This window comes from Halomarina halobia (assembly GCF_029338575.1).
Classification (GTDB): domain Archaea; phylum Halobacteriota; class Halobacteria; order Halobacteriales; family Haloarculaceae; genus Halomarina; species Halomarina halobia.
Window position 1 is genome coordinate 610,633 of the sequence record NZ_CP119992.1, and the last position, 18,971, is coordinate 629,603.

The window sequence follows — 18,971 nt, forward strand, 5'->3', positions numbered from 1 at the left end:
ACGAACCGGGCGTATGACGACCATCAAGGACAGCGTCCACGACCACATCGAGGTGTCGGGCGTCGCCGAGGCCCTCCTCGATACCCCGATGGTCCAGCGGTTGCGGCGCATCAGCCAACTGGGCACCGTCGCCCTCGTCTACCCCTCCGCGAACCACACCCGCTTCGAGCACAGCCTCGGCGTCTACCACCTCGCGAACGAGACCCTCTCGCACCTCGGCATCGAGGGGGTGAAGGCCGACCGCGTCCGGGCGGCCGCCCTCCTGCACGACGCCGGTCACGGTCCCTACAGCCACAACGTCGAGGACGTCATCCACCGCCACACGGGCAAGTACCACGACGAGGTCCACGACCTGCTGCGGGCGGGCGAGGTCGCCGAGGTGCTCGACGACCACGGGCTTGACCCCGGCGAGATCGCCGACCTCGTCCGCGGCGACGGCGAACTCGGCCAGCTGGTCTCCGGCGAGCTCGACGTCGACCGGATGGACTACCTCGTCCGCGACGCCCACCACACGGGCGTCCCCTACGGCACCATCGACCACGAGCGACTCGTCCGCGAGCTGCGGTTCGTCGACGGCGAACTGGTTCTCGCGGAGGGCAACGTCCAGACCGCGGAGAGCCTGCTGGTCGCGCGCGCCCTGATGACGCCAGCGGTGTACGGCCACCACACCGCGCGCATCGCCAAGGCGATGCTCCGCCGCGCGGCCGAGCGCCTGCTAGACGCCCCCGACGTCAGCCCCGAGGGGCTCCGCCGGTTCGACGACCACTCCCTGTTCGCCGCGCTGCGCGACTGCGAGGCGACCGCCGGCTACGCCGACCGCCTCGACCGGCGCGACCTCTACAAACGGGCGGTGTGGGCCGAGCTCGACAGCGTCCCCGACGCCCTGCTCGACGCGGGAGACGGCGAGATCGTCGACCTCGAACGTGAGGTGGCCGAGGCGGCCGGCGTCGACCGCGAACACGTCGTCCTCGACGTGCCGGGTCGCCCCTCGATCCCCGAGTCCACGAGCCGCGTCGTCGTCAACGGGAACATCCGCCGGCTCGAGAGCCAGTCCACGCTCGTGCAGGCGCTCATGCGCGTCCAGCACGACCAGTGGCGCTTCGGCGTCTACGCGCCCGATCGGCACACGGAGGCGGTCGGTCACGCCGCGGAGCGCGTCCTCGGGCTCGACCTCGACGCGCTCGTCAGCGAGGTCCGGGTGGGACGCCACCGAACGCTCGACGAGTTCAGCGAGAACTAAGGGCGTCGGCCGCCGCTATCGACTATGCACGTAGACGGGACGATACTCGCCGGGCGCGATCTCGACCCGGTCGAGGGGCGGGTCGTCGTCGAGGACGGCCGGATCGCGGCCGTCGAGGAGGCACGCGTCGAGTCGACGGACGTCGTCCTCCCCGCGTTCGTCAACGCTCACACGCACGTCGGCGACTCGATCGCCAAGGAAGCCGGCGCGGGGCTCTCGCTGGACGAACTCGTCGCGCCGCCGGACGGGCTGAAACACCGCCTGCTCCGGTCGGCGAGCGACGAGGAACTGGTCGGGGCGATGCGCCGCTCGCTCCGCTACATGCGGACGGGCGGCACCGGCGCGTTCCTCGAGTTCCGCGAGGGCGGGAGCGCGGGCGTCCGGCTGCTCGACCGCGCGGTCGAGGGGCTCGACCTGGAGCCGGTCGTCCTCGGCCGCGGGTCGATCGACGTGCTCGCTTCGGCCGACGGGTACGGCGCGAGCGGCGCGCGGGACGCCGACTTCACCCGGGAGCGCGAGGCGACCCGGGAGGCGGGGAAGCTGTTCGGCATCCACGCGGGCGAGCGCGACCCGGACGACATCGACGCCGCCCTCGATCTCGACCCGGACTTCCTCGTCCACCTCGTCCACGCCCGCGAGCGACACCTCGACGTGATCGAGGAGCGGCGTATCCCCGCGGTAGTCTGCCCGCGGTCGAACCTGGTGACTGGCGTCGGCGTCCCGCCGATCGAGGAGCTGCTCGACCGGACGACCGTCGCCCTCGGGACGGACAACGTGATGATGAACGCGCCGTCGATGTTCCGCGAGATGGAATTCGTGGCGAAGCTGACCGACCTCGACGCGCCCGAGGTGCTACGCGCCGCGACCGCGGCGGGTGCGGAGGTCGCGGGGCTGAACTGCGGCGTCGTCGAGCCGGGCCGCGAGGCCCGCCTGCTCGTGCTCGACGGCGACTCGGACAACCTCGCCGGCGCGCGGGACGTCGTCAGGGCGGTGGTCCGTCGCGCCGGCGTGAGCGACGTGAAGCGCGTACTCCTCTAGCGGTCAGGACGTGTCGAGCGGGCGGAGGTGTTCGCAGTCGCCGGCGGTGACGCGCACCGGGCCGTCGTCGGTCTCGACGACGAGCGTTCCGGGCGACTCCACGTCGACCGCCCGGCCGACGACCTCGCCGCCGGGCGTCTCGACGCGGACGCGCTGGCCGAGCGTGAGCGCCAGTTCGCGCCACGCGGGCAGGACCGCGTCGAGGTCACGACGGAGGTCGTGGAAGGTCTCGAGGAGCCGCTGGACGAACGCGCGGCGGTCCGGGTCGACCCCCTCCGCGCGGAGGCTCGTCGCCCCCGCCGGGAGCTCCTCGCGGGTCGCCTCGACGTTCACGCCGACGCCGACGACGAGCCACTCGACGCGGTCGGTCTCGCCGCGGGCCTCCGTGAGGACGCCCGCGAGCTTTCGCGTCCCGCCCTCGTCGTCCGGGACGAGCACGTCGTTGGGCCACTTGATGCGCGCGTCGACACCCGCCTCGCGGGCGGCGCGGGTCGCGGCGACGGCGGCGGCCAGCGTGAACAGCGGCGCGCGCGCCATCGGGAGCTCCGGCCGGCAGACGACGCTCAGGTAGACGCCGCCCGGCGGGGAGGTCCACTCCCGGTCGAGGCGACCCCGCCCGCCGGTCTGCGCGTCGGCGACGACCGCCACGTCGTTCGCGCCCCCCTCGGCGAGTTCCCGGGCGCGTCGGTTGGTGCTGTCGAGGCTCGCGTGGTGTTCGACGGAGAACGGCGCGTCGAGGCCGAACTCCAGCGCCGCCGCTCCCGACTCGGGGACGGCGGTGAGCCGGTACCCGTCGTCCACGCTCTCCACCCCGAAGCCCGCCTCGCGGAGCGCCTCGACGTGCTTCCAGACGGCGGTCCGGGAGACGCCGAGGTCGTCGGCCAGCGCCGGGCCCGAGACGGGGCCGTCGGCGAGCGCGTCGAGCACCCGGCGTCGCGTCTCGTTCATGCGCCGCGATTGCCGGCGCTGGCCCTTCTAGTTATAGGTGTTCCGGTGGGGTCGACCCGGAGCGACGATCGACCGGAGGGATCGCGGGGTCGTGCGCGGGTCAGAACGGCACGTCGTCCGGATCGTAGCCGAACGGCGCGTCGGAGCCGAAACCGGTCTCCGCGTGGACCGTGTCGATCTCCGGGATCTCCTGGATCAGGCGCGTCTTCAGCGCCTGGATCGTCATCGGCGAGATGCCACAGCCGCTGCAGGCCCCGCCGAGGGCGATGGTGACGCTCCGCCCCTCGACGTCGAGGTCCTGGATAGCGGCGCTCCCGCCGTGCATCTGGATCTGCGGGAAGTTGCGCATCATAAAGCGGGAGATGCGCTCCCTGAGTTCCTCCTCGTCTACCTGTTCGACGCTCATCACCGGAGAGAAGGGGGCGGCGGGTCTTAGCGCCGTCGCTCGGACGGGGGCGCGGTCGTCGGAGCGGTTCGCGGGATCGTCGGGGTCAGTTCCACGTCACCCAGGCGAGCGCGAGCAGGCCCACCGCCTGCAGGAGTTGAAGCGCCGCCACGGCGCGGATCGCGGACGGCTGGAGCGACGCCGCGGCGGTCACGTAGTAGAGCGCGAGGAGGTTCGCCGCGAGCAGACAGCAGGCGAAGACGAGCAGGCCGAGGGTCTGTCTGGTGCGCAGTTCGAGGTGGTTGCGTCCCCAGACGTAGCCGAAGCTGAGGAGCAGTCCGACGTTCACCGCGGACGCGACGCGGGCGACGTCCAACCAGCCGACCATGCCCCGTCTCCGAAACGAAGCGGGGAATATACTTTCCCAACTCTCGCCCCAATCAATCGGTCTTCGCGATGATCTCCTCGACGGTCTCCCAGTGTCGCTGTACCTGATCGCTCGGGAGGTACACCGCGCCGTAGCCGCCGCCGCTCTCCTCGACGATGCCGTTCGACTGGAGTACCTCGAGGTGGTGTCGGACCGTCTTGTAGTCGAGATCGAGTGCCGACGCCAGCTGGTTCGCGTTTCGCGGGCGCTCCGCTACCGCGCGGAGCAGGCGGGTCCGGTTACGCCCGCCGCGGGTGCCAGCCAGGACGTACCAGAGATCACCCTTCATCCCGTATCCCCTCGGACGTCGAAAGCACGGGCTCTTCGCCGTGCTGAGTGTGGTCGTATCTCCATCTGTGGTCACTCGCCGCGCAGGTGGCCCGGCACGCGAGCGGCGACCGTCTCGTACGTACCGACGGTCGGCACGCGTTTAGCCCCTGCGGTTAGCCCACGTCCCGCCGTACGTCAGGGAAGACGGACCATCAAAACATAGAGATACACGATGTGTTTCGGTATTATGAGATATAAATGTACAGTATTACGTCTCAAAAACAATAAGATGTCGCTCTATTGGGGTAGAAATTGGGAAAACTAATAACCCTGTTGTCCGGCCTACATTGCTTTGAGCGACTCATGACTGAGACAAACCGACGGACGGTCCTCAAGCTGCTCGGCGTAGCGGGTGCGGCGAGCGCGATCGGCGGCGCGGGGTTCGTAACAGCACAACAGGACGGTAACGAGACGGACAGCGAGGTCTTCCCGCCCGGGGAGGACGGAATCAGAACCGGCGGGGTTCGGGTCGGTCACCTCTCCCCGGATACGCCTCCGGTAGACGTGTACGTCGGACTCGACGCTGACTTCAACCCGACCGACACCTCGCCGGCGGTCTCGGGCCTCGAGTTCGGGAACTTCGCGCCGAGCAACAGGGGGCGCTACTTCGAGGTCCCCGTAGGGGTCTACGCGCTGAAGGTGACGCCGGCCGGCGACCCCGGGACGGTCGTCCTCGACGTGCCGGAGTTCAGAGTGCTGAGCGAGCGGGACGCGACCGTGCTCGCCGTCGGCGAACTCTCGCCGGAGGGCGACGAACAGTCGCTTGCGGTGCAGGTCATCACGGACAGCGAAGACGCGAGCGTCCCCAACCCGACGAGCGAACGCGCGGCCGTCCGGTTCGTTCACGCGTCGCCCGACGCAGGCGAGGTCGACCTCGTCGCCGACGACGAACCCGTCGCCGAGAACGGGGAGTTCGGCGACGTGAGCAGCTACGTGCTGTTCGACGCCGGCGAGCAGGTCCTCCAGGTGGAGCGGGCAGACGGTCCCCCGCTCGTCCTGCAAACCTACCTCCCGAGCGGAACGAAGTCGACGCTCTACGTCGCCGGCGAGGCGACGCCCGAGGCCGCGGCCGGCGCGGCGAACGAGACGAACGTCACGGACGACAACGTCACCGACGTCACCAACGACACCAACGTGACCGGGGACAACGCCACCAACGTCACTAACGACACGAATCTCACCGATAACGCGACGAACCTCACCAACGAGACGAACGAGACGAACGTCGCTAACGCCACCAACGTCACTAACGACACGAACCTCACTGACAACGCGACGAATCTCACCAACGAGACGAACGTCACGGACGACAACGTCACCGACGTCACCAACGACACCAACGTGACCGGTGACAACGTCACTAACGACACGAACGTCACTAACGCGACGAACGCGACGAACGGCGGTGCGGTCGATCCCGCGGCCCTCGCGACCGACGATCGACCGCTGACGGCCGTCGCCACCATCGACGCCGTCGCACCGCCCGTCGTGTCGGTCGAAGTCGGCGGTGGCGTCGGAGCGGACGACGGCGCGCCCGGTGACAACGTCACCAACGAGACGAACGTCACGGACGACAACGTCACCGACGATAACGTCACCGACGTCACCAACGACACCAACGTGACCGGGGACAACGCCACCAACGTCACTAACGACACGAACCTCACCGATAACGCGACGAACCTCACCAACGACACCAACCTCACCGACAACCTCACGAACAACAGTTCGTAGTCGTCCGCGCGACCCGACCCACCTCTTCTCGGGCGAGCGGACGCCGAAGCGCCGCGGCGTTCCGTGTCTCCCGTGTCTCAGTCTATGACGACGAGTACGTCGCCCATGTCGACGCTCTGGCCCTCCTCGACCACCACCTGCGTGACGGTGCCGCCGCGCTCGGCGACGACGTCGTTCTCCATCTTCATCGCTTCGAGCACGCAGAGCACGTCGCCCGACTCGACCTCGTCGCCCTCCGAGACGTTCACCGAGAGGATCGTTCCCTGCATCTCGGCTTCGACCTGTTCGCCCTCGGCGCTCGCGGCCGCGCCGCCGTCGCCCCCACCGCCTCCACCGCTGCCGCCGCGGGAGGGACGCCGCTGGCGCCCCGGGGAGTTCGAACCCCCCGCCGCGGGGAGTGCCGGGCCGCCGCGCTCCTCGAGGCTCACCTCGAAGCGCTTGCCGTTGACCTCGACGGTGAACTCGCGCTCGGTGACCTCCTCGTCCTCGTTCGCCTCGCCCGCGGCCCCCGCGGGACCCCACCGCTCCTGTGCGGCGTCGAGTTCGTCCTGATCGAGTTCGTTGTCGAGGTAGTTCGTCGTGTGCGTCCCCGAGACGAACGCCTCGTCCGTGAGCATGAGGCGGTGGAACGGGATGACCGTCACGACCCCCTCGACGTCGAACTCGGCGAGCGCACGCTTCGAGCGGGCGAGACACTCCTCGCGGTTCTGCCCCCAGACGATCAGCTTCGCGATCATCGAGTCGTAGTCGCCGACGACCGTGTCGCCCTGTCGGAGGGCGTCGTCCATGCGGACGCCGATGCCGCCCGGCGGGTCGTACGTCTCGAGCGTCCCGGTCGCCGGCGCGAAGCCGTTGGCCGCGTTCTCCGCGTTGATGCGGAACTCCATCGCGTGGCCGTCGATCTCGACGTCGTCCTGTGCGAAGGCGATTTCCTCGCCCGCGGCGACGCGGATCTGCCACTTCACGATGTCGATCCCCGTGATCTCCTCCGTGGCGGTGTGCTCGACCTGGATGCGCGTGTTCACCTCGAGGAAGTAGAAGTCCGCGTCCCCGCCGAGCACCTCGTCGGCGTCGCGGTCGGGATCTTCCTCGACGAGGAACTCGACCGTTCCCGCGTTGACGTAGTCGGACGCGGCGACGCCCCGGCGGGCGGACTCGCCGATGCGCTCGCGGAGGTCGTCGGAGAGCGCCGGGGAGGGGGCCTCCTCGATGATCTTCTGGTGGCGGCGCTGGAGCGAGCAGTCGCGCTCGCCGAGGTGGCGGACGTTGCCGTGGTGGTCGGCGACGATCTGCACCTCGATGTGTCGGGGCGCTTCGAGGTAGCGCTCGAGGTAGACCGAGGGGTTGTCGAAGTACGCCTCGCCCTCGCGCTGTGCGCTCTCGAGTTGCTCCTCGGCCTCGTCGGGGTCGTGGACGACCTTCATCCCGCGGCCGCCGCCGCCCCCCTCGGCCTTGATGGCGATGGGGTAGCCGTGTTCCTCGCCGAACGCGCGGACCTCCTCGACGGACTCGACGGGGTCGGTCGTGCCGGGCACGATCGGCACGCCCGCCTCCTGCATCACCTTCCGCGCCTTCGTCTTCTCGCCGAGTTGCTCCATCGAGTCGCTCGACGGGCCGATCCACGTGAGGCCGTCCTCCGCCTCGACGCGCGCGGCGAACTCGGCGTTCTCGGCGAGGAAGCCGTAGCCGGGGTGGACGGCGTCCGCGCCGGCCTTTCGGGCGGCGTCGACGATCGCCTCCTGATCCAGGTACGACTCGGCGGCCCGGGCGGGCCCGACGTTGTACGCCTCGTCGGCGTACCGGACGTGTCCCGCGTTCTTGTCGGCTTCGCTGTAGATAGCGACGGTCGAAACGCCGAGTTCTTCGCAGGCGCGCATCACGCGCACCGCGATCTCGCCTCGGTTGGCGACGAGAACCTTCTCGAACATGATCGTCCCTATCAGGAGTCGCCAGATAAATCTACGTGAAGCGTCCCGCGATTCTCACCCGACCGACACGACATCGCGTCGCGATGCTTGATGTACTCTCCGACCGAACAGAGCGGGTATGCGCTGCATCGGACACCGGGGGTGTCCCGCTCACGCGCCCGAGAACACGCTCCTCGCCGTCGAGCGCGCCGCGCCGCACGTCGACGCGATCGAGGTGGACGTGCGACGCTGCGGGTCGGGTGAGCTCGTCGTCTTCCACGACGAGCGCCTCGGTCGGCTCACGGGCGCGGAGGGTCGGGTGGACCGAACCGACTGGTCCACCCTCCGGACGCTCACCGTCGGCGGGAGCGACGAGCGGATCCCGCTGCTCTCGGAGCTCCTCGACGCCGTTCCCCCCTCCGTCGGCGTCAACGTCGAACTGAAGCACGCGGGGATGGGTCGAGAGGCGGTTCGCCTCCTGGAGGGCGTCGAAAACGAGGTCATCGTCTCGTCGTTCGAACCGGCGGCGCTGCGGGAGGTGGGCGCGCGGAGCGACCTCCCCCGCGGCTATCTCTTCTCCCGCGAGCTCACGACGAAGCGCCGATCGTGGCGGCGCGGGATCAGGCGGGCGCGGCGGCTCGGCTGCGAGTGCGCCCACCCGGAGTACCGGCTCTGTCTGGACGGCGGGCGGCGCGTCGGCCGCGCGCGGGACCTCGGGCTGGCGGTGAACGCGTGGACCGTCCCGAACCGCCGCGCAGTTAGAGAACTCCGGCGGGCGGGCGTGGACGGCGTCATCGTCGACGACTGGCGGGTGGTGGGGTAGTCAGAACCGCTCCGCGCGCGCCGCCGCCGTCCAGGGGTCGGTCGGCGCGAACTCGGGCACGCGGCGGGTGCGACGGCGCGTCGCCTCGAGCCGCCCGGTAAACGACCAGCGCCTGCCGTCCCACGACGCCTCCTCGCCGTTCGCGGCGAGCAGCGCCGCCTGCCGGCTGAGGTGGGCGTTCAGCGCCGCGACGATGGCGGCGGCCTCGTCCGGGTCGGCGTCCTCGGGCAGTCCGATCCTCATAGCGGGATGTTGCCGTGCTTGCGGCTCGGCTGCTGCTTGCGCTTGCTCCGGAGCATCTCCAGGTCGTGGACGAGCCGTCGCCGGGTGTCGGTCGGTTCGAGCACGGCGTCGACGAACCCGCGGTCGGCCGCCACGTAGGGGTTGGCGAACGCCTCGCGGTACTCGTCGATGAGTTCCTCGCGGCGCGTCTTCGGGTCGTCGGCCGCGGCGAGCTCCTCGCGGTAGAGGATGTTCACCGCGCCCTGGGGTCCCATGACCGCGATCTCGGCGGTCGGCCAGGCGTAGTTGACGTCCGCGCCGATGTGCTTCGACGCCATGACGTCGTACGCGCCGCCGTATGCCTTGCGCGTGATGACGGTGAGCAGCGGGACCGTCGCTTCGGAGTAGGCGTAGAGCAGCTTCGCGCCGTGTTTGATGATGCCGCCGTGTTCCTGGTCGGTGCCGGGCATGAAGCCGGGAACGTCCACGAACGTCAGGATCGGGAGGTTGAACGCGTCGCAGAAGCGCACGAACCGCGCGCCCTTCAGCGAGGCGTCGATGTCGAGCGTCCCCGCGTTCACGCGCGGCTGGTTCGCCACGATCCCGATCGAGTGGCCGTCGAGGCGGGCGAACCCGACAACGAGGTTGCGCGCGTAGGAGCGCTGCACCTCGAAGAACGAGTCCGCGTCCACGACGCCGTCGACGACGTCCGTGATGTCGTAGGGCTTCTGTGGCTTGTCGGGGACGATGTCGAGGAGGTCCTCGTCGGCGCGCTCGGGGTCATCCCACGGATCCACCCGCGGCGGGTCCTCGACGTTGTTCGACGGGAGGTACGACAGGAGGTGCCTGATGTCGTCGAGCGCCTGCTCCTCGCCCGCCTCGGAGAAGTGGGCGACGCCGCTGGTCCCGGCGTGCGTCTTCGCGCCCCCGAGTTCCTCGAAGCCGACCTCCTCGCCCGTGACGGTCTTGATGACCTCGGGGCCGGTAATGAACATGTGGCTCGTCTCCTGCACCATGAAGACGAAGTCCGTGATGGCGGGGGAGTAGACCGCCCCGCCGGCACACGGGCCCATGATGGCCGAGATCTGCGGGACGACGCCGCTCGCCTGCTGGTTGCGGTGGAAGATGTCGGCGTAGCCCGCGAGGGAGGCGACGCCCTCCTGGATGCGCGCGCCCGCGGAGTCGTTGAGCCCGACGATGGGCGCGCCGACCTCCATCGCTCGATCCATCACCTTACAGACCTTCTCGGCGAACACCTCCCCGAGCGACCCGCCGAAGACGGTGAAGTCGTGGGCGAAGACGAACACCTTGCGGCCGTCCACCTCGCCGTAGCCCGTCACGACGCCGTCGCCGGGGACCTGGCGCTCCTCCATGCCGAAGTTGTGGCTGCGGTGGGTGCGCAACTGGTCGAACTCCTCGAACGTCCCGTCGTCGAGGAAGTACTCGACGCGCTCGCGCGCGGTCAGCTTCCCGCGGTCGTGCTGGGACTCGATGCGGTCCTCGCCGCCTCCCAGTTCGGCGCGCGCGCTCTTCTCGCGCAACTCCTCGATCCGATCCTCCATCGTCATGGTTGAGTATCGGGGGTCCGTGCAGACGGGTCAAAAGGGTACCGGGATAGCACGTACCGGCCCTCTCCGGGGGCGCGTCGCTCCGCGCTGGTCGGCGAGGAACCGAACCGTACGACCTTTTCACCCCCACGGCGTACGCGTCGGCGTGAAGAACGTCACCGACCGCACGAGCAATCCCTTCGGGATGCGCCCGCCCTGCGACCGCTACGTCGCGGGGTACGGCGACGCGAACGCCGACTTCCACGTCGTCGGCGATCACCCCGGCGTGCACGGCGGGGCGGACAGCGGCGTCCCGTTCACGAACGGCGCGGGGCTCCGCCTCCAGCGGGCGCTCGTCGACGCCGGACTGCTCGCGAGCGCCGGCGAGCGACCGGCGGTGAACCGGACGTTCCTCTCGTATCTGCACATGTGCGTCGTCGAGGGGACGCCGACGGAGCGCGAGTACGTCGAGATGGAGCGCTTCTTCGACGCCGAACTGCGGGCCATCGCCGCGCACGTCCTCCTGCCGGTCGGAGAGCGCGCGACGCGACACGTCATCGAGCAGTACACCGCCCGCTCGCCGACGCTCGCCGACGACGTGCCGGGGCTCCACGGCACCGAACTCCTCGGTAGCGGCTTTCTCGTCTACCCCGTCCGCGACCCGAGCGAGTGGACCGGGGACGACCGCGACCGACTCGTCTCCGCGCTGACCGACCTGCAGTCGACCGACTTCTACCGCGAGGTGGACCTCGGGCGCTTCCTCCCCGAGGGCGACTCCTACCGCGTCCGCTAACGCGGCGCGAGACTGCCCGAGCGAGGACCGCGAGGGGCGACGGACGCGACTGGGACGCCGTCGCGTCGTGAAGGGGCGCGAACCGTGAAGAAGCGGGGAAAGCGTAGCGGTCGTCAGCGCGTCACCTGAAGGGCGGCGGGAGGATGTACACCGCGTCGTCCGGACTCGAGACCGTGAACAGGTCGTAGAGGTTGAGCGCGACGACGCCCACGACCGCCACGAGCACGAACGTTCGCAGCGCCCACAGCCAGACGGGGGCGATCCCCTCGGTGCTCATCCCCTGGCGTAGTTCGTCCGCCGCGTCGCGACCCATCACCCAGCCGACGAACAGGACGACGAGCAGCACGGCGATGGGGAGAAAGAGCGAGACCGAGATGCCGTCGAACCAGCCGAGCCACGCCGTGTCCCACGCCGACGGCACGCCGAGCAGGAAGACGATCCCGCCCAGGCCGGCCGCGGTGGGCATCCGCGAGTAGCCCCGATCGACGATGTAGGAGGTGACGGCCTCGAGCAGGCTGATCGACGAGGACAGCGCCGCAATCAGGACGACGAGGAAGAACACGACGCCGATGGCCCGCCCGGCGGGCAGGTTCGCGAGCGCCGTCGGGATCGCGACGAACACCGCGCCGGGGCCCCCCGATCCGGGGTCGCCCGTCTGGGTCGCGAGCAGCGGCAGGACGACGAGCCCGGCGAGCACGCCGACGAACGTGTTCGCGACGGCGATCGTGAGCCCGTCGGTGACGAGGTTGTCGTCCTTTCCGATGTAGGACGCGTAGGTGATCATCACGCTGAAGCCGAGCGAGAGCGAGAACAGCGCCTGGCCCACCGCCGCCGGGATGACCTGGGCCGCGTTGTCGGCGATGGCCGAGGCGTCGAACGCGAGGAGGAACTCGTACCCCTGGCCCGACCCCGGGAGGGTCGCCGCGAAGACGGCCAGTCCGAGGAGCAGCACGACGATGCTCGGCACCATGAACTTCGTCGCGAGTTCGATACCGCGCTCGATGCCGAACGCGACGATGACGACGGTGACGAGCATGAACGCGGCGTGGAAGGCGACGGCCTCGGGGCCCGCCGAGACCGCCCCGAAGTAGTCCCCCGGTGCGGTGAGCGCGTTGCCGTTCAGGCTCCCGACGACGTAGCGGATGACCCACCCGCCGACGACGCTGTAGTACGACAGCGTCCAGAAGCTCCCGACGACGCCGATCGCGCCGACGAACCACCACTTCGGTCGGCCGAGTCGCCTGAACGCGTTGATGGCGTCCAGGTGCGAGCGACGGCCGATGACGAACTCCGCGAGTATCGTCGGTATGCCGATGACGACCACCGCGAGCAGGTACACCGCGAGGAAGGCCGATCCTCCCGAGGAGGCCGTCTGGAACGGGAACCGCCAGATGTTCCCGAGACCGACGGCGCTCCCGATCGCGGCCAGTATGAACCCGAGCCTCGTGGCCCACGTCTCTCGTTCTACCATGTTCGAGAAGTGCAGACTCGGAGATTACCTATAAACTCCACGGATGTTATCGAGGCCGGAACTGGTGTCGCGGTCGGACCGTCGCTCCGGCGACGACCCTCCACCCCCGTCGGTTCCCTCGTCGCGTTCCGTCGGGCGCGTCGCAGGTGCAAGGCTGCCCTCTTTGTCTCCGGCGCGACCACTCCCGACGATGGACGGAGACGAGCTGACCCAGGTTCGACCCGCGAGCGAGGTCGGCACGAGCGACGACGACATGATGGGATCGGTCGCGGAGTGGCTGTTGATCGACGGAAACCGCCTCCTCATCACCGTCGGGGGTTCCGTCCTCGTCGGGGGGATCGTCTACGCGCTCATCCGCCTCGGCGTCCTCCTCGTCAGACCGGGGACGATGCTCCCGACGCTGCTCGGGAGCGGCGTCACCTCCGGCCTCCTGACGCTCGTCACGGTCGCCCTCTCAGTCAACCAGCTCGTCCTGTCGCGCGTCTTCGGGTCGCCGAGCGGCCTCTCGGACCGCCTCGACGCGACCGTCGACTTCCGGTCGACGGTGGAGGACATCGCCGGGCAGACCTCCAGCCCGAACGACCCGGCGCGGTTCATCTCGCTCGTCGGAGTGACGATGCGCGACAGGGTCGAGCGCCTCTCGACGGCGCTACGGGAACCGGGGCTCGGCGAGGACTCGTTCGACGACTACCTCGGGAACATGCGCGAGTACGCCGACGGCCTCGTCGACGCGCGCGAGAAGGACGGGAGCACCGTCGAACTGGTCTCCACCCTCCTCGGCCCCGCCTACGCCGACAACCTCGTCGCGACGAAACACCTCCGGCGCGAGCGCGGCGACGAACTCTCGCCGGAGGCCAACGAGCACCTCGACGCCGTCTTCGAACTCCTGAAGGCGATCGCGATGATGCGTCAGTTCTTCAAGACGATGGCCATCCACCGCGACCTCGCGCGCCTCTCGCGGCGACTGATCTACCTCGGCCTGTTCGCGCTGCTCGTCACGTTCTGCCTGACGCTCGTCTACACCCGGTCGAGCGTGTCCCTCCCGCCTGACGTGCTGGTCGTCGCGGTGAGCGCCGGCCTCGCGATCATCGTCTCGCCGGTGGCGCTGCTCAGCGCGTACATGCTCCGGGTGGCCACCGTCTCGCTGTACAGCGTCTCCGTGGGACCGTTCGTCCCGCCCGACGAGCGATAGTCCGGGCGGTCGACGAGGCGATGCTGGGCGGTCTGGCGACGCAGCGTCGGGCGACGGCCTACGCCTCGCCGTAGACGGGGATCGCCGCGCCGCTCGTGACGCTCGCCGCGTCCGAGCAGAGGAACAGGACCACCTCGGCGATGTCGGCGGGGTCGACCCACTTCCCGTGGTCCGCGTCCGGCATCATCTCGCGGTTCGCCGGGGTGTCGATGACGCTCGGCATGATGGCGTTCGCGCGGACGACGCCCGCGTTCTCCTCGGCGATCGTCTCGGTGAGCAGGCGCACGCCCGCCTTGGAGGCGCGGTAGGGGCCGTCCCCCTCGCCCCCCTCGAGCGACGAGCGGGCGGACACCGAGACGATCGCCCCCTCGGTCTCCCGCAGGTTCGGGATGGCGTGCTTCGAGGCGAGGAACATCGTCTTCAGGTTCACGTCGAAGAGGAAGTCGAACGTCTCCACGTCGGTCGACTCGATGGCGTCGCCGCCGCGCCACGTCCCCGCGACGTTACAGAGGGCGTCCAGTCGCCCGTGGTCGTCCACGACCTCCCCGATCACGCGCGCGACGTCGTCCTCGTCGGTGAAGTCGGCCGCGTAGAAGTGGACGCCCTCGCCCGCATCCAGTTGCGCGTCCTCGTCGCTCGGTTCTACGACGTCGGCCGCGGCGACGGTCGCGCCCGCGTCGCGGAACGCCTCGCAGACGGCGCTTCCGAGCGCGCCGCTCGCGCCCGTGACCAGCACGACCCGCTCCCCGAAGTCGAAGGTGTGGGACATGCCGGCACGGAGGGTCGCCGGGCGGATAAATCTACGTCGCGCTCGCGCTCACGGTTCCAGGACGAGCTTCCCGAGGAAGCTCTCCTCCAGCACGTCGCGCTGGGCCTCGCTCGCCTCCGCGAGCGGGTAGGTGCGGGCGACCTCGGGAACGACCGTCCCGGCGGCCATCAGCCGCGCGAGCCGCGAGAGGACGGCGCGCGTGTCGTCGGTGTTGTACATGCTCATCAGCTGGAAGCGCAGGTCCTTGCCCTTCGACGGCCCCATCGGGACGGTCGCCTCCGAGGCGGTGTTCCCGATGCCGACGATCCGGGCGCGCTCGGCGGCCACCTCCGCGTCGAACGGGAAGTACTCGTTCGTGATCGTGTCGAGGATCACGTCCGGCGGGCCCGCCGCCCGGACGGCGTCCGCGAGGTCGTCCCGTCGGTAGTCGAGCACCGCGTGCGCGCCGACGTCGCGCAGGTGATCGTGGTACGCCTCGCTCGCGGTCGTCACGACCCTCGCGCCCGCCGCGGCGGCAAGCTGGACGGCGACGTGGCCGACCCCGCCGCTCCCGCTGTGGACGAGACACGCCTCGGCGGGTTCGAGTTCGGCGTGGAAGACGAGCGCCTGCCACGCCGTCACGCCGACGAGCGCCATCGCCGCGCCCTCCGCGAACGAGACCTCCTCGGGGAGTTCGGCGACGAGGCCGGTCGGCGCGATCACGCGCTCCGCGTACGTCCCCTGGCGGTCGTTCCCGAGGCCGGTCGCGTAGACGCGGTCGCCCGCGGCGAAGCCCTCCACGCCCTCGCCGACGGCGTCGACCACGCCCGCCACGTCCGAGCCCGGGATCATCGGGAGTTCCGCCGGCGGGTACTCCCCGGTGCGGAAGTAGGTGTCGACGGGGTTGACGCCGATCGCGCGGGCCTCGATGCGGACCTCGCCGTGTCCCGGTTCCGGGACATCGACGTCGTCGAGTTGCAGTACCTCCGGGCCGCCGGTCTCGTGGTAGCGAATCGCGCGCATGGCGGGACCTGGGCGCGGGAGGCGATAAAGCCACCCGACCCCGATCCGTCGGGGTCGACTGTCCCGGGCGGGGACCGGTCGGCTCGCTCGAATGCAACGATTTGTCCGCTCGTGTCCAACCTCCCGCATGAGTCTCGACACGCGCTGTCCGGACTGCGGGGTTTCGATGATGCGGGCGGAACCGGTCACCTCGACCGAGGGCGACCGACTGACGCTCGTGACCGAACGAGCGCGCCGGCGCGCGATCGGGCCGGCCGCGATGCTGACCGTCGAGGCGTACGTCTGCCCGGAGTGCCACCTCGTCCGGTGGTACGCCGATCGCACCTGATCGCGGGTATCGTACCCGCAGAGCGATCCGCGACGGCTCGTCGGCCGTGGAATCCATCGCGACGTACGATACTCGCTACGGGTACCGACGCGAAAGGGGTTTGTCGGCGGGTTTCGATGCGGGTGAACATGGGGCTCAAGCGCGTCGGGATGTCGCTGTTCGGGTTCGGACTGCTCTTCGGGAGCGTCGTCGCCGTGGTCTTCGGACTCTTCGAGGGCAGTACGGACGTGGGGTGTCCGCCGGGGGTCGAACCGCTCTACTCCCTCGAGAGGGTCGCGCTGGTTCCGGTTCAGACGCTCGGGGGGACGCCGCTGTCCGACCTGGTCCGGCCGCGGATTGTCGTGAACGACGGCTGCAACGCGCTCGAGGTGAGCGTCCTCGCGCAGTGGGCCGCCCTGTTCGTCCTCCTGGGCGTCGTCGTCGGCGCGATCGGTCTCCTCCGATCCCGTTCGTGAACCGTCCGTTTCCGCAATGAGAGGAGTTATTACGGAAGATCGTGACACGTCGGACGCCCGACGCAGGTTCCTGCGATTGGGTGTCGCGCGCGTCGCGTCGGCCGCCACACATCGGCACCAGCTGTGAAGCTCTAACCGTTGGCATCCTCTCGGCGGACCGCGCGACGCACCACGCGCTCGTGGCTTCCGTCGGCCGTCGCTCCGCTCCCGAGCGGCGTCGTCATCGCCCGACCGCCGGCCGCGTGGTACCTGCCACCGAACCGGCGGGATTTATGCGCCCGCCAGTCCCGGTTCCGCCTGATGAAGCTTCACGAATATCAGGCGAAGGGAGTATTCGCCGAGGCGGGCATTCCGGTCCCCGAGTCGGAGCTCGCCGAGACCGTCGACGAGGTCGTCGACGCCGCGGGGCGCATCGGCTACCCCGTCGCGGTCAAGGCGCAGGTACAGGTCGGCGGCCGCGGGAAGGCCGGCGGGATCGAACTCGTCGACGACGAGGAGGCGGCCCGCGAGGCCGCGGACGCCATCCTCGGGATGGATCTCAAGGGCCTGCACGTGGGGAGCGTGCTGGTCGAGGAGGCCGTCGACTTCACCGACGAGCTCTACGTCGGCGTCACGATGGACCGCACCGTGGGCCGCCCGGTCGCCATGGTCTCCACGAGAGGCGGGGTCAACATCGAGGAGGTCGCGGCGGAGGACCCCGACGCCATCGCGCGCGTTCACGTCGATCCCTCGTTCGGCATGCACCCCTACCAGGCCCGCAACGCCGTCTACGACGCGGGCGTGGACCGCGACGTCGCGGGCGACGTCGCCTCGGTGCTCACGACGCTCTACGACCTCTGGGACGACAAGGACGCCACCGACATCGAGGTCAACCCGCTCATGGTCACGGCTGACGACGAGGTGATCGCCGCGGACGCCGTGATGAACGTCGACGACGACGCGCTGTTTCGCCACCCGGACCTCCAGGAGATGGAGGAGGAGGGCGACGCCGACGGGGACGACCTGGAGGCGAAGGCCGACGAGTACGGCTTCGACTACGTCCGCCTCGACGGCGACGTCGGCATCATCGGCAACGGCGCGGGCCTCGTCATGACGACGCTCGACCTCGTGGACTACTACGGCGGCGCGCCCGCCAACTTCCTCGACATCGGGGGCGGCGCGAAGGCCGAGCGCGTGACCAACGCGCTCGACATGGTCTTCTCGGACCCGAACGTCGAGAGCGTCGTCTTCAACATCTTCGGCGGGATCACCCGCGGCGACGAGGTGGCGAAGGGCATCAACGAGGCGCTCGAGAGCTTCGAGGAGATCCCCAAGCCCGTCGTCGTCCGCCTCGCGGGCACGAACGCGGAGGAAGGTATGGAGATCCTGAACACCGACCTCGTGACGGTCGAGGGCACGCTGGAGGAGGCCGTCCAGCGGGCCGTCGAATTCGCGGGCACGGAGGGCGAACAATGAGTATTCTGGTCGACAACGACACGCGCGTCGTGGTACAGGGCATCACCGGCGGCGAGGGTAAGTTCCACACCGAGCAGATGGTGGAGTACGGCACGAACGTCGTCGCCGGCGCGGTCCCCGGCAGGGGCGGACAGGACGTGAACGGCATCCCGGTCTACGACACCGTCGCGGGGGCCGTGGAGGAGGAGGACGCGGACGCGAGCGTCGTCTTCGTCCCGCCGGCGTTCGCCGCCGACGCCGTCTTCGAGGCGCTCGACACCGACCTCGACCTCGTGGTGGCCATCACCGAGGGCGTTCCCCAGCAGGACATGGCGCGCGTCTACAAGCGCCTCTCGGAGGTCGACACCCGCCTGATCGGGCCGAACTGCCCCGGCCTCATCACCCCCGGGGAGGCGAAACTCGGCATCCTGCCGGGCAACATCTTCGCCGAGGGGAACGTCGGCCTCGTCTCGCGCTCGGGCACGCTGACCTACCAGGTCGTCGACAACCTCACCCAGCGCGGCATCGGCCAGTCCACCGCCATCGGGATCGGCGGCGACCCGATCATCGGGACGGACTTCGTCGACGCCCTCTCGCTGTTCGAGGACGACCCCGAGACCGAGGCCGTCGTCATGTGCGGCGAGATCGGCGGCGAGGACGAGGAGGAGGCCGCCGCCTTCATCAAGGAGCACATGGAGACCCCCGTCGCGGGCTTCATCGCCGGGCGGACCGCCCCGCCGGGCAAGCGCATGGGCCACGCCGGGGCCATCGTCTCCGGCTCCGGCACCGGCACCGCCGAGAGCAAGATCGAGGCGCTCAACGACGCGGGCGTCCCGGTCGGCGACACGCCCGACGAGGTCGCGGAGAACGTCGAACAGTTCCTGTAGGCACTTCCCCGTCGATCGCTTTTTGCCCACCGCGCCCGC

Annotated in this window: 20 protein-coding genes; 10 read left to right on the forward strand and 10 right to left on the reverse strand. The window is 69.8% G+C overall.

Translation table 11 applies throughout. From position 1 onward, the window contains the following. Positions 1-13 precede the first annotated feature (13 nt). A complete protein-coding gene (locus tag P1K31_RS03230) occupies positions 14-1,240 on the forward strand; it encodes an HD domain-containing protein (RefSeq protein ID WP_276304836.1) in 1,227 nt (408 codons plus the stop codon). A 24-nt stretch (positions 1,241-1,264) separates the two neighbouring features. After that, positions 1,265-2,278 carry an amidohydrolase family protein gene (locus P1K31_RS03235; protein WP_276304837.1) on the forward strand — a complete coding sequence of 338 codons (1,014 nt, stop codon included), beginning with the start codon at positions 1,265-1,267 and terminating at the stop codon, positions 2,276-2,278. A gap of 3 nt (positions 2,279-2,281) precedes the next feature. Here the strand turns inward: P1K31_RS03235 and P1K31_RS03240 are convergent, their stop codons facing one another. From P1K31_RS03240 to P1K31_RS03255, 4 genes are all read right to left on the reverse strand, one after another. Further along, positions 2,282-3,226 carry a biotin--[acetyl-CoA-carboxylase] ligase gene (locus P1K31_RS03240; RefSeq protein WP_276304838.1) on the reverse strand — a complete coding sequence of 315 codons (945 nt, stop codon included), beginning with the start codon at positions 3,224-3,226 and terminating at the stop codon, positions 2,282-2,284. Between the two features lie 100 nt (positions 3,227-3,326). After that, positions 3,327-3,632: a NifU family protein gene (locus P1K31_RS03245; protein WP_276304839.1), complete on the reverse strand. Its 306-nt coding sequence runs from the start codon at positions 3,630-3,632 to the stop codon at positions 3,327-3,329. A gap of 85 nt (positions 3,633-3,717) precedes the next feature. Beyond that, positions 3,718-3,999, reverse strand: coding sequence for a DUF8036 family membrane protein (locus P1K31_RS03250; RefSeq protein ID WP_276304840.1), 282 nt, complete (start codon positions 3,997-3,999; stop codon positions 3,718-3,720). Between the two features lie 52 nt (positions 4,000-4,051). Beyond that, positions 4,052-4,327 carry an ArsR/SmtB family transcription factor gene (locus P1K31_RS03255; RefSeq protein WP_276304841.1) on the reverse strand — a complete coding sequence of 92 codons (276 nt, stop codon included), beginning with the start codon at positions 4,325-4,327 and terminating at the stop codon, positions 4,052-4,054. A gap of 293 nt (positions 4,328-4,620) precedes the next feature. Here P1K31_RS03255 and P1K31_RS03260 point away from each other — a divergent pair, with 293 nt between their 5' ends. Further along, a complete protein-coding gene (locus P1K31_RS03260; RefSeq protein WP_276304842.1) occupies positions 4,621-6,102 on the forward strand; it encodes a DUF4397 domain-containing protein in 1,482 nt (493 codons plus the stop codon). Between the two features lie 77 nt (positions 6,103-6,179). On the opposite strand, the gene P1K31_RS03265 is transcribed toward P1K31_RS03260, so the two are convergent. After that, positions 6,180-8,030, reverse strand: coding sequence for an acetyl-CoA carboxylase biotin carboxylase subunit (locus P1K31_RS03265; protein WP_276304843.1), 1,851 nt, complete (start codon positions 8,028-8,030; stop codon positions 6,180-6,182). Between the two features lie 118 nt (positions 8,031-8,148). Here P1K31_RS03265 and P1K31_RS03270 point away from each other — a divergent pair, with 118 nt between their 5' ends. Then, positions 8,149-8,832, forward strand: coding sequence for a glycerophosphodiester phosphodiesterase (locus P1K31_RS03270; RefSeq protein ID WP_276304844.1), 684 nt, complete (start codon positions 8,149-8,151; stop codon positions 8,830-8,832). Here the strand turns inward: P1K31_RS03270 and P1K31_RS03275 are convergent, their stop codons facing one another. Both P1K31_RS03275 and P1K31_RS03280 read right to left on the reverse strand, forming a co-directional pair. Further along, a complete protein-coding gene (locus P1K31_RS03275; protein ID WP_276304845.1) occupies positions 8,833-9,075 on the reverse strand; it encodes a DUF8022 family protein in 243 nt (80 codons plus the stop codon). Further along, on the reverse strand, positions 9,072-10,616 hold the full coding sequence (locus P1K31_RS03280) for an acyl-CoA carboxylase subunit beta (RefSeq protein WP_368410879.1): 1,545 nt from the start codon (positions 10,614-10,616) through the stop codon (positions 9,072-9,074). The genes P1K31_RS03275 and P1K31_RS03280 overlap by 4 nt, the downstream gene beginning before the upstream one ends. 151 nt (positions 10,617-10,767) lie before the next feature. On the opposite strand from P1K31_RS03280, the gene P1K31_RS03285 reads away from it, so the two are divergent. Further along, a complete protein-coding gene (locus tag P1K31_RS03285) occupies positions 10,768-11,394 on the forward strand; it encodes a uracil-DNA glycosylase family protein (protein ID WP_276304847.1) in 627 nt (208 codons plus the stop codon). Between the two features lie 121 nt (positions 11,395-11,515). Here the strand turns inward: P1K31_RS03285 and P1K31_RS03290 are convergent, their stop codons facing one another. After that, complete coding sequence (locus P1K31_RS03290) at positions 11,516-12,865, reverse strand: sodium-dependent transporter (protein ID WP_276304848.1); 1,350 nt, start codon at positions 12,863-12,865, stop codon at positions 11,516-11,518. Positions 12,866-13,055: 190 nt separating this feature from the next. Between P1K31_RS03290 and P1K31_RS03295 the strand changes: the two genes are divergently transcribed. Beyond that, a complete protein-coding gene (locus tag P1K31_RS03295; RefSeq protein WP_276304849.1) occupies positions 13,056-14,057 on the forward strand; it encodes a DUF7972 family membrane protein in 1,002 nt (333 codons plus the stop codon). 58 nt (positions 14,058-14,115) lie between these two features. Here the strand turns inward: P1K31_RS03295 and P1K31_RS03300 are convergent, their stop codons facing one another. Together P1K31_RS03300 and P1K31_RS03305 are read right to left on the reverse strand one after the other, a co-directional pair. Continuing rightward, positions 14,116-14,826, reverse strand: coding sequence for an SDR family oxidoreductase (locus P1K31_RS03300; protein WP_276304850.1), 711 nt, complete (start codon positions 14,824-14,826; stop codon positions 14,116-14,118). 48 nt (positions 14,827-14,874) lie between these two features. Then, positions 14,875-15,828 carry an NADPH:quinone reductase gene (locus tag P1K31_RS03305; RefSeq protein WP_276304851.1) on the reverse strand — a complete coding sequence of 318 codons (954 nt, stop codon included), beginning with the start codon at positions 15,826-15,828 and terminating at the stop codon, positions 14,875-14,877. A gap of 127 nt (positions 15,829-15,955) precedes the next feature. Here P1K31_RS03305 and P1K31_RS03310 point away from each other — a divergent pair, with 127 nt between their 5' ends. From P1K31_RS03310 to sucD, 4 genes are all read left to right on the forward strand, one after another. Then, positions 15,956-16,156 (forward strand): hypothetical protein, encoded by a 201-nt coding sequence (locus tag P1K31_RS03310; protein ID WP_276304852.1) that lies wholly within the window; start codon positions 15,956-15,958, stop codon positions 16,154-16,156. Between the two features lie 128 nt (positions 16,157-16,284). Beyond that, positions 16,285-16,611: a hypothetical protein gene (locus tag P1K31_RS03315; protein WP_276304853.1), complete on the forward strand. Its 327-nt coding sequence runs from the start codon at positions 16,285-16,287 to the stop codon at positions 16,609-16,611. A 300-nt stretch (positions 16,612-16,911) separates the two neighbouring features. Continuing rightward, the gene (sucC, locus tag P1K31_RS03320) at positions 16,912-18,066 is read left to right on the forward strand and encodes an ADP-forming succinate--CoA ligase subunit beta (protein ID WP_276304854.1); all 1,155 of its coding nucleotides are present in this window, start codon (positions 16,912-16,914) and stop codon (positions 18,064-18,066) included. Continuing rightward, entirely contained in the window at positions 18,063-18,932 is an 870-nt protein-coding gene (gene sucD / locus P1K31_RS03325; protein WP_276304855.1) for a succinate--CoA ligase subunit alpha, read from the forward strand. The genes sucC and sucD overlap by 4 nt, the downstream gene beginning before the upstream one ends. The last annotated feature ends 39 nt before the right edge of the window (positions 18,933-18,971 follow it).

Coding starts and splice junctions, on each gene's coding strand:
- P1K31_RS03230 (WP_276304836.1), top strand. CDS start 14: ATGACGACCATCAAGGACAGCGTCCACGACCACATCGAGGTGTCGGGC.
- P1K31_RS03235 (WP_276304837.1), top strand. CDS start 1,265: ATGCACGTAGACGGGACGATACTCGCCGGGCGCGATCTCGACCCGGTC.
- P1K31_RS03240 (WP_276304838.1), bottom strand. CDS start 3,226: ATGAACGAGACGCGACGCCGGGTGCTCGACGCGCTCGCCGACGGCCCC.
- P1K31_RS03245 (WP_276304839.1), bottom strand. CDS start 3,632: ATGAGCGTCGAACAGGTAGACGAGGAGGAACTCAGGGAGCGCATCTCC.
- P1K31_RS03250 (WP_276304840.1), bottom strand. CDS start 3,999: ATGGTCGGCTGGTTGGACGTCGCCCGCGTCGCGTCCGCGGTGAACGTC.
- P1K31_RS03255 (WP_276304841.1), bottom strand. CDS start 4,327: ATGAAGGGTGATCTCTGGTACGTCCTGGCTGGCACCCGCGGCGGGCGT.
- P1K31_RS03265 (WP_276304843.1), bottom strand. CDS start 8,030: ATGTTCGAGAAGGTTCTCGTCGCCAACCGAGGCGAGATCGCGGTGCGC.
- P1K31_RS03270 (WP_276304844.1), top strand. CDS start 8,149: ATGCGCTGCATCGGACACCGGGGGTGTCCCGCTCACGCGCCCGAGAAC.
- P1K31_RS03275 (WP_276304845.1), bottom strand. CDS start 9,075: ATGAGGATCGGACTGCCCGAGGACGCCGACCCGGACGAGGCCGCCGCC.
- P1K31_RS03280 (WP_368410879.1), bottom strand. CDS start 10,616: ATGGAGGATCGGATCGAGGAGTTGCGCGAGAAGAGCGCGCGCGCCGAA.
- P1K31_RS03290 (WP_276304848.1), bottom strand. CDS start 12,865: ATGGTAGAACGAGAGACGTGGGCCACGAGGCTCGGGTTCATACTGGCC.
- P1K31_RS03295 (WP_276304849.1), top strand. CDS start 13,056: ATGGACGGAGACGAGCTGACCCAGGTTCGACCCGCGAGCGAGGTCGGC.
- P1K31_RS03300 (WP_276304850.1), bottom strand. CDS start 14,826: ATGTCCCACACCTTCGACTTCGGGGAGCGGGTCGTGCTGGTCACGGGC.
- P1K31_RS03305 (WP_276304851.1), bottom strand. CDS start 15,828: ATGCGCGCGATTCGCTACCACGAGACCGGCGGCCCGGAGGTACTGCAA.
- P1K31_RS03310 (WP_276304852.1), top strand. CDS start 15,956: ATGAGTCTCGACACGCGCTGTCCGGACTGCGGGGTTTCGATGATGCGG.
- P1K31_RS03315 (WP_276304853.1), top strand. CDS start 16,285: ATGGGGCTCAAGCGCGTCGGGATGTCGCTGTTCGGGTTCGGACTGCTC.
- sucC (WP_276304854.1), top strand. CDS start 16,912: ATGAAGCTTCACGAATATCAGGCGAAGGGAGTATTCGCCGAGGCGGGC.
- sucD (WP_276304855.1), top strand. CDS start 18,063: ATGAGTATTCTGGTCGACAACGACACGCGCGTCGTGGTACAGGGCATC.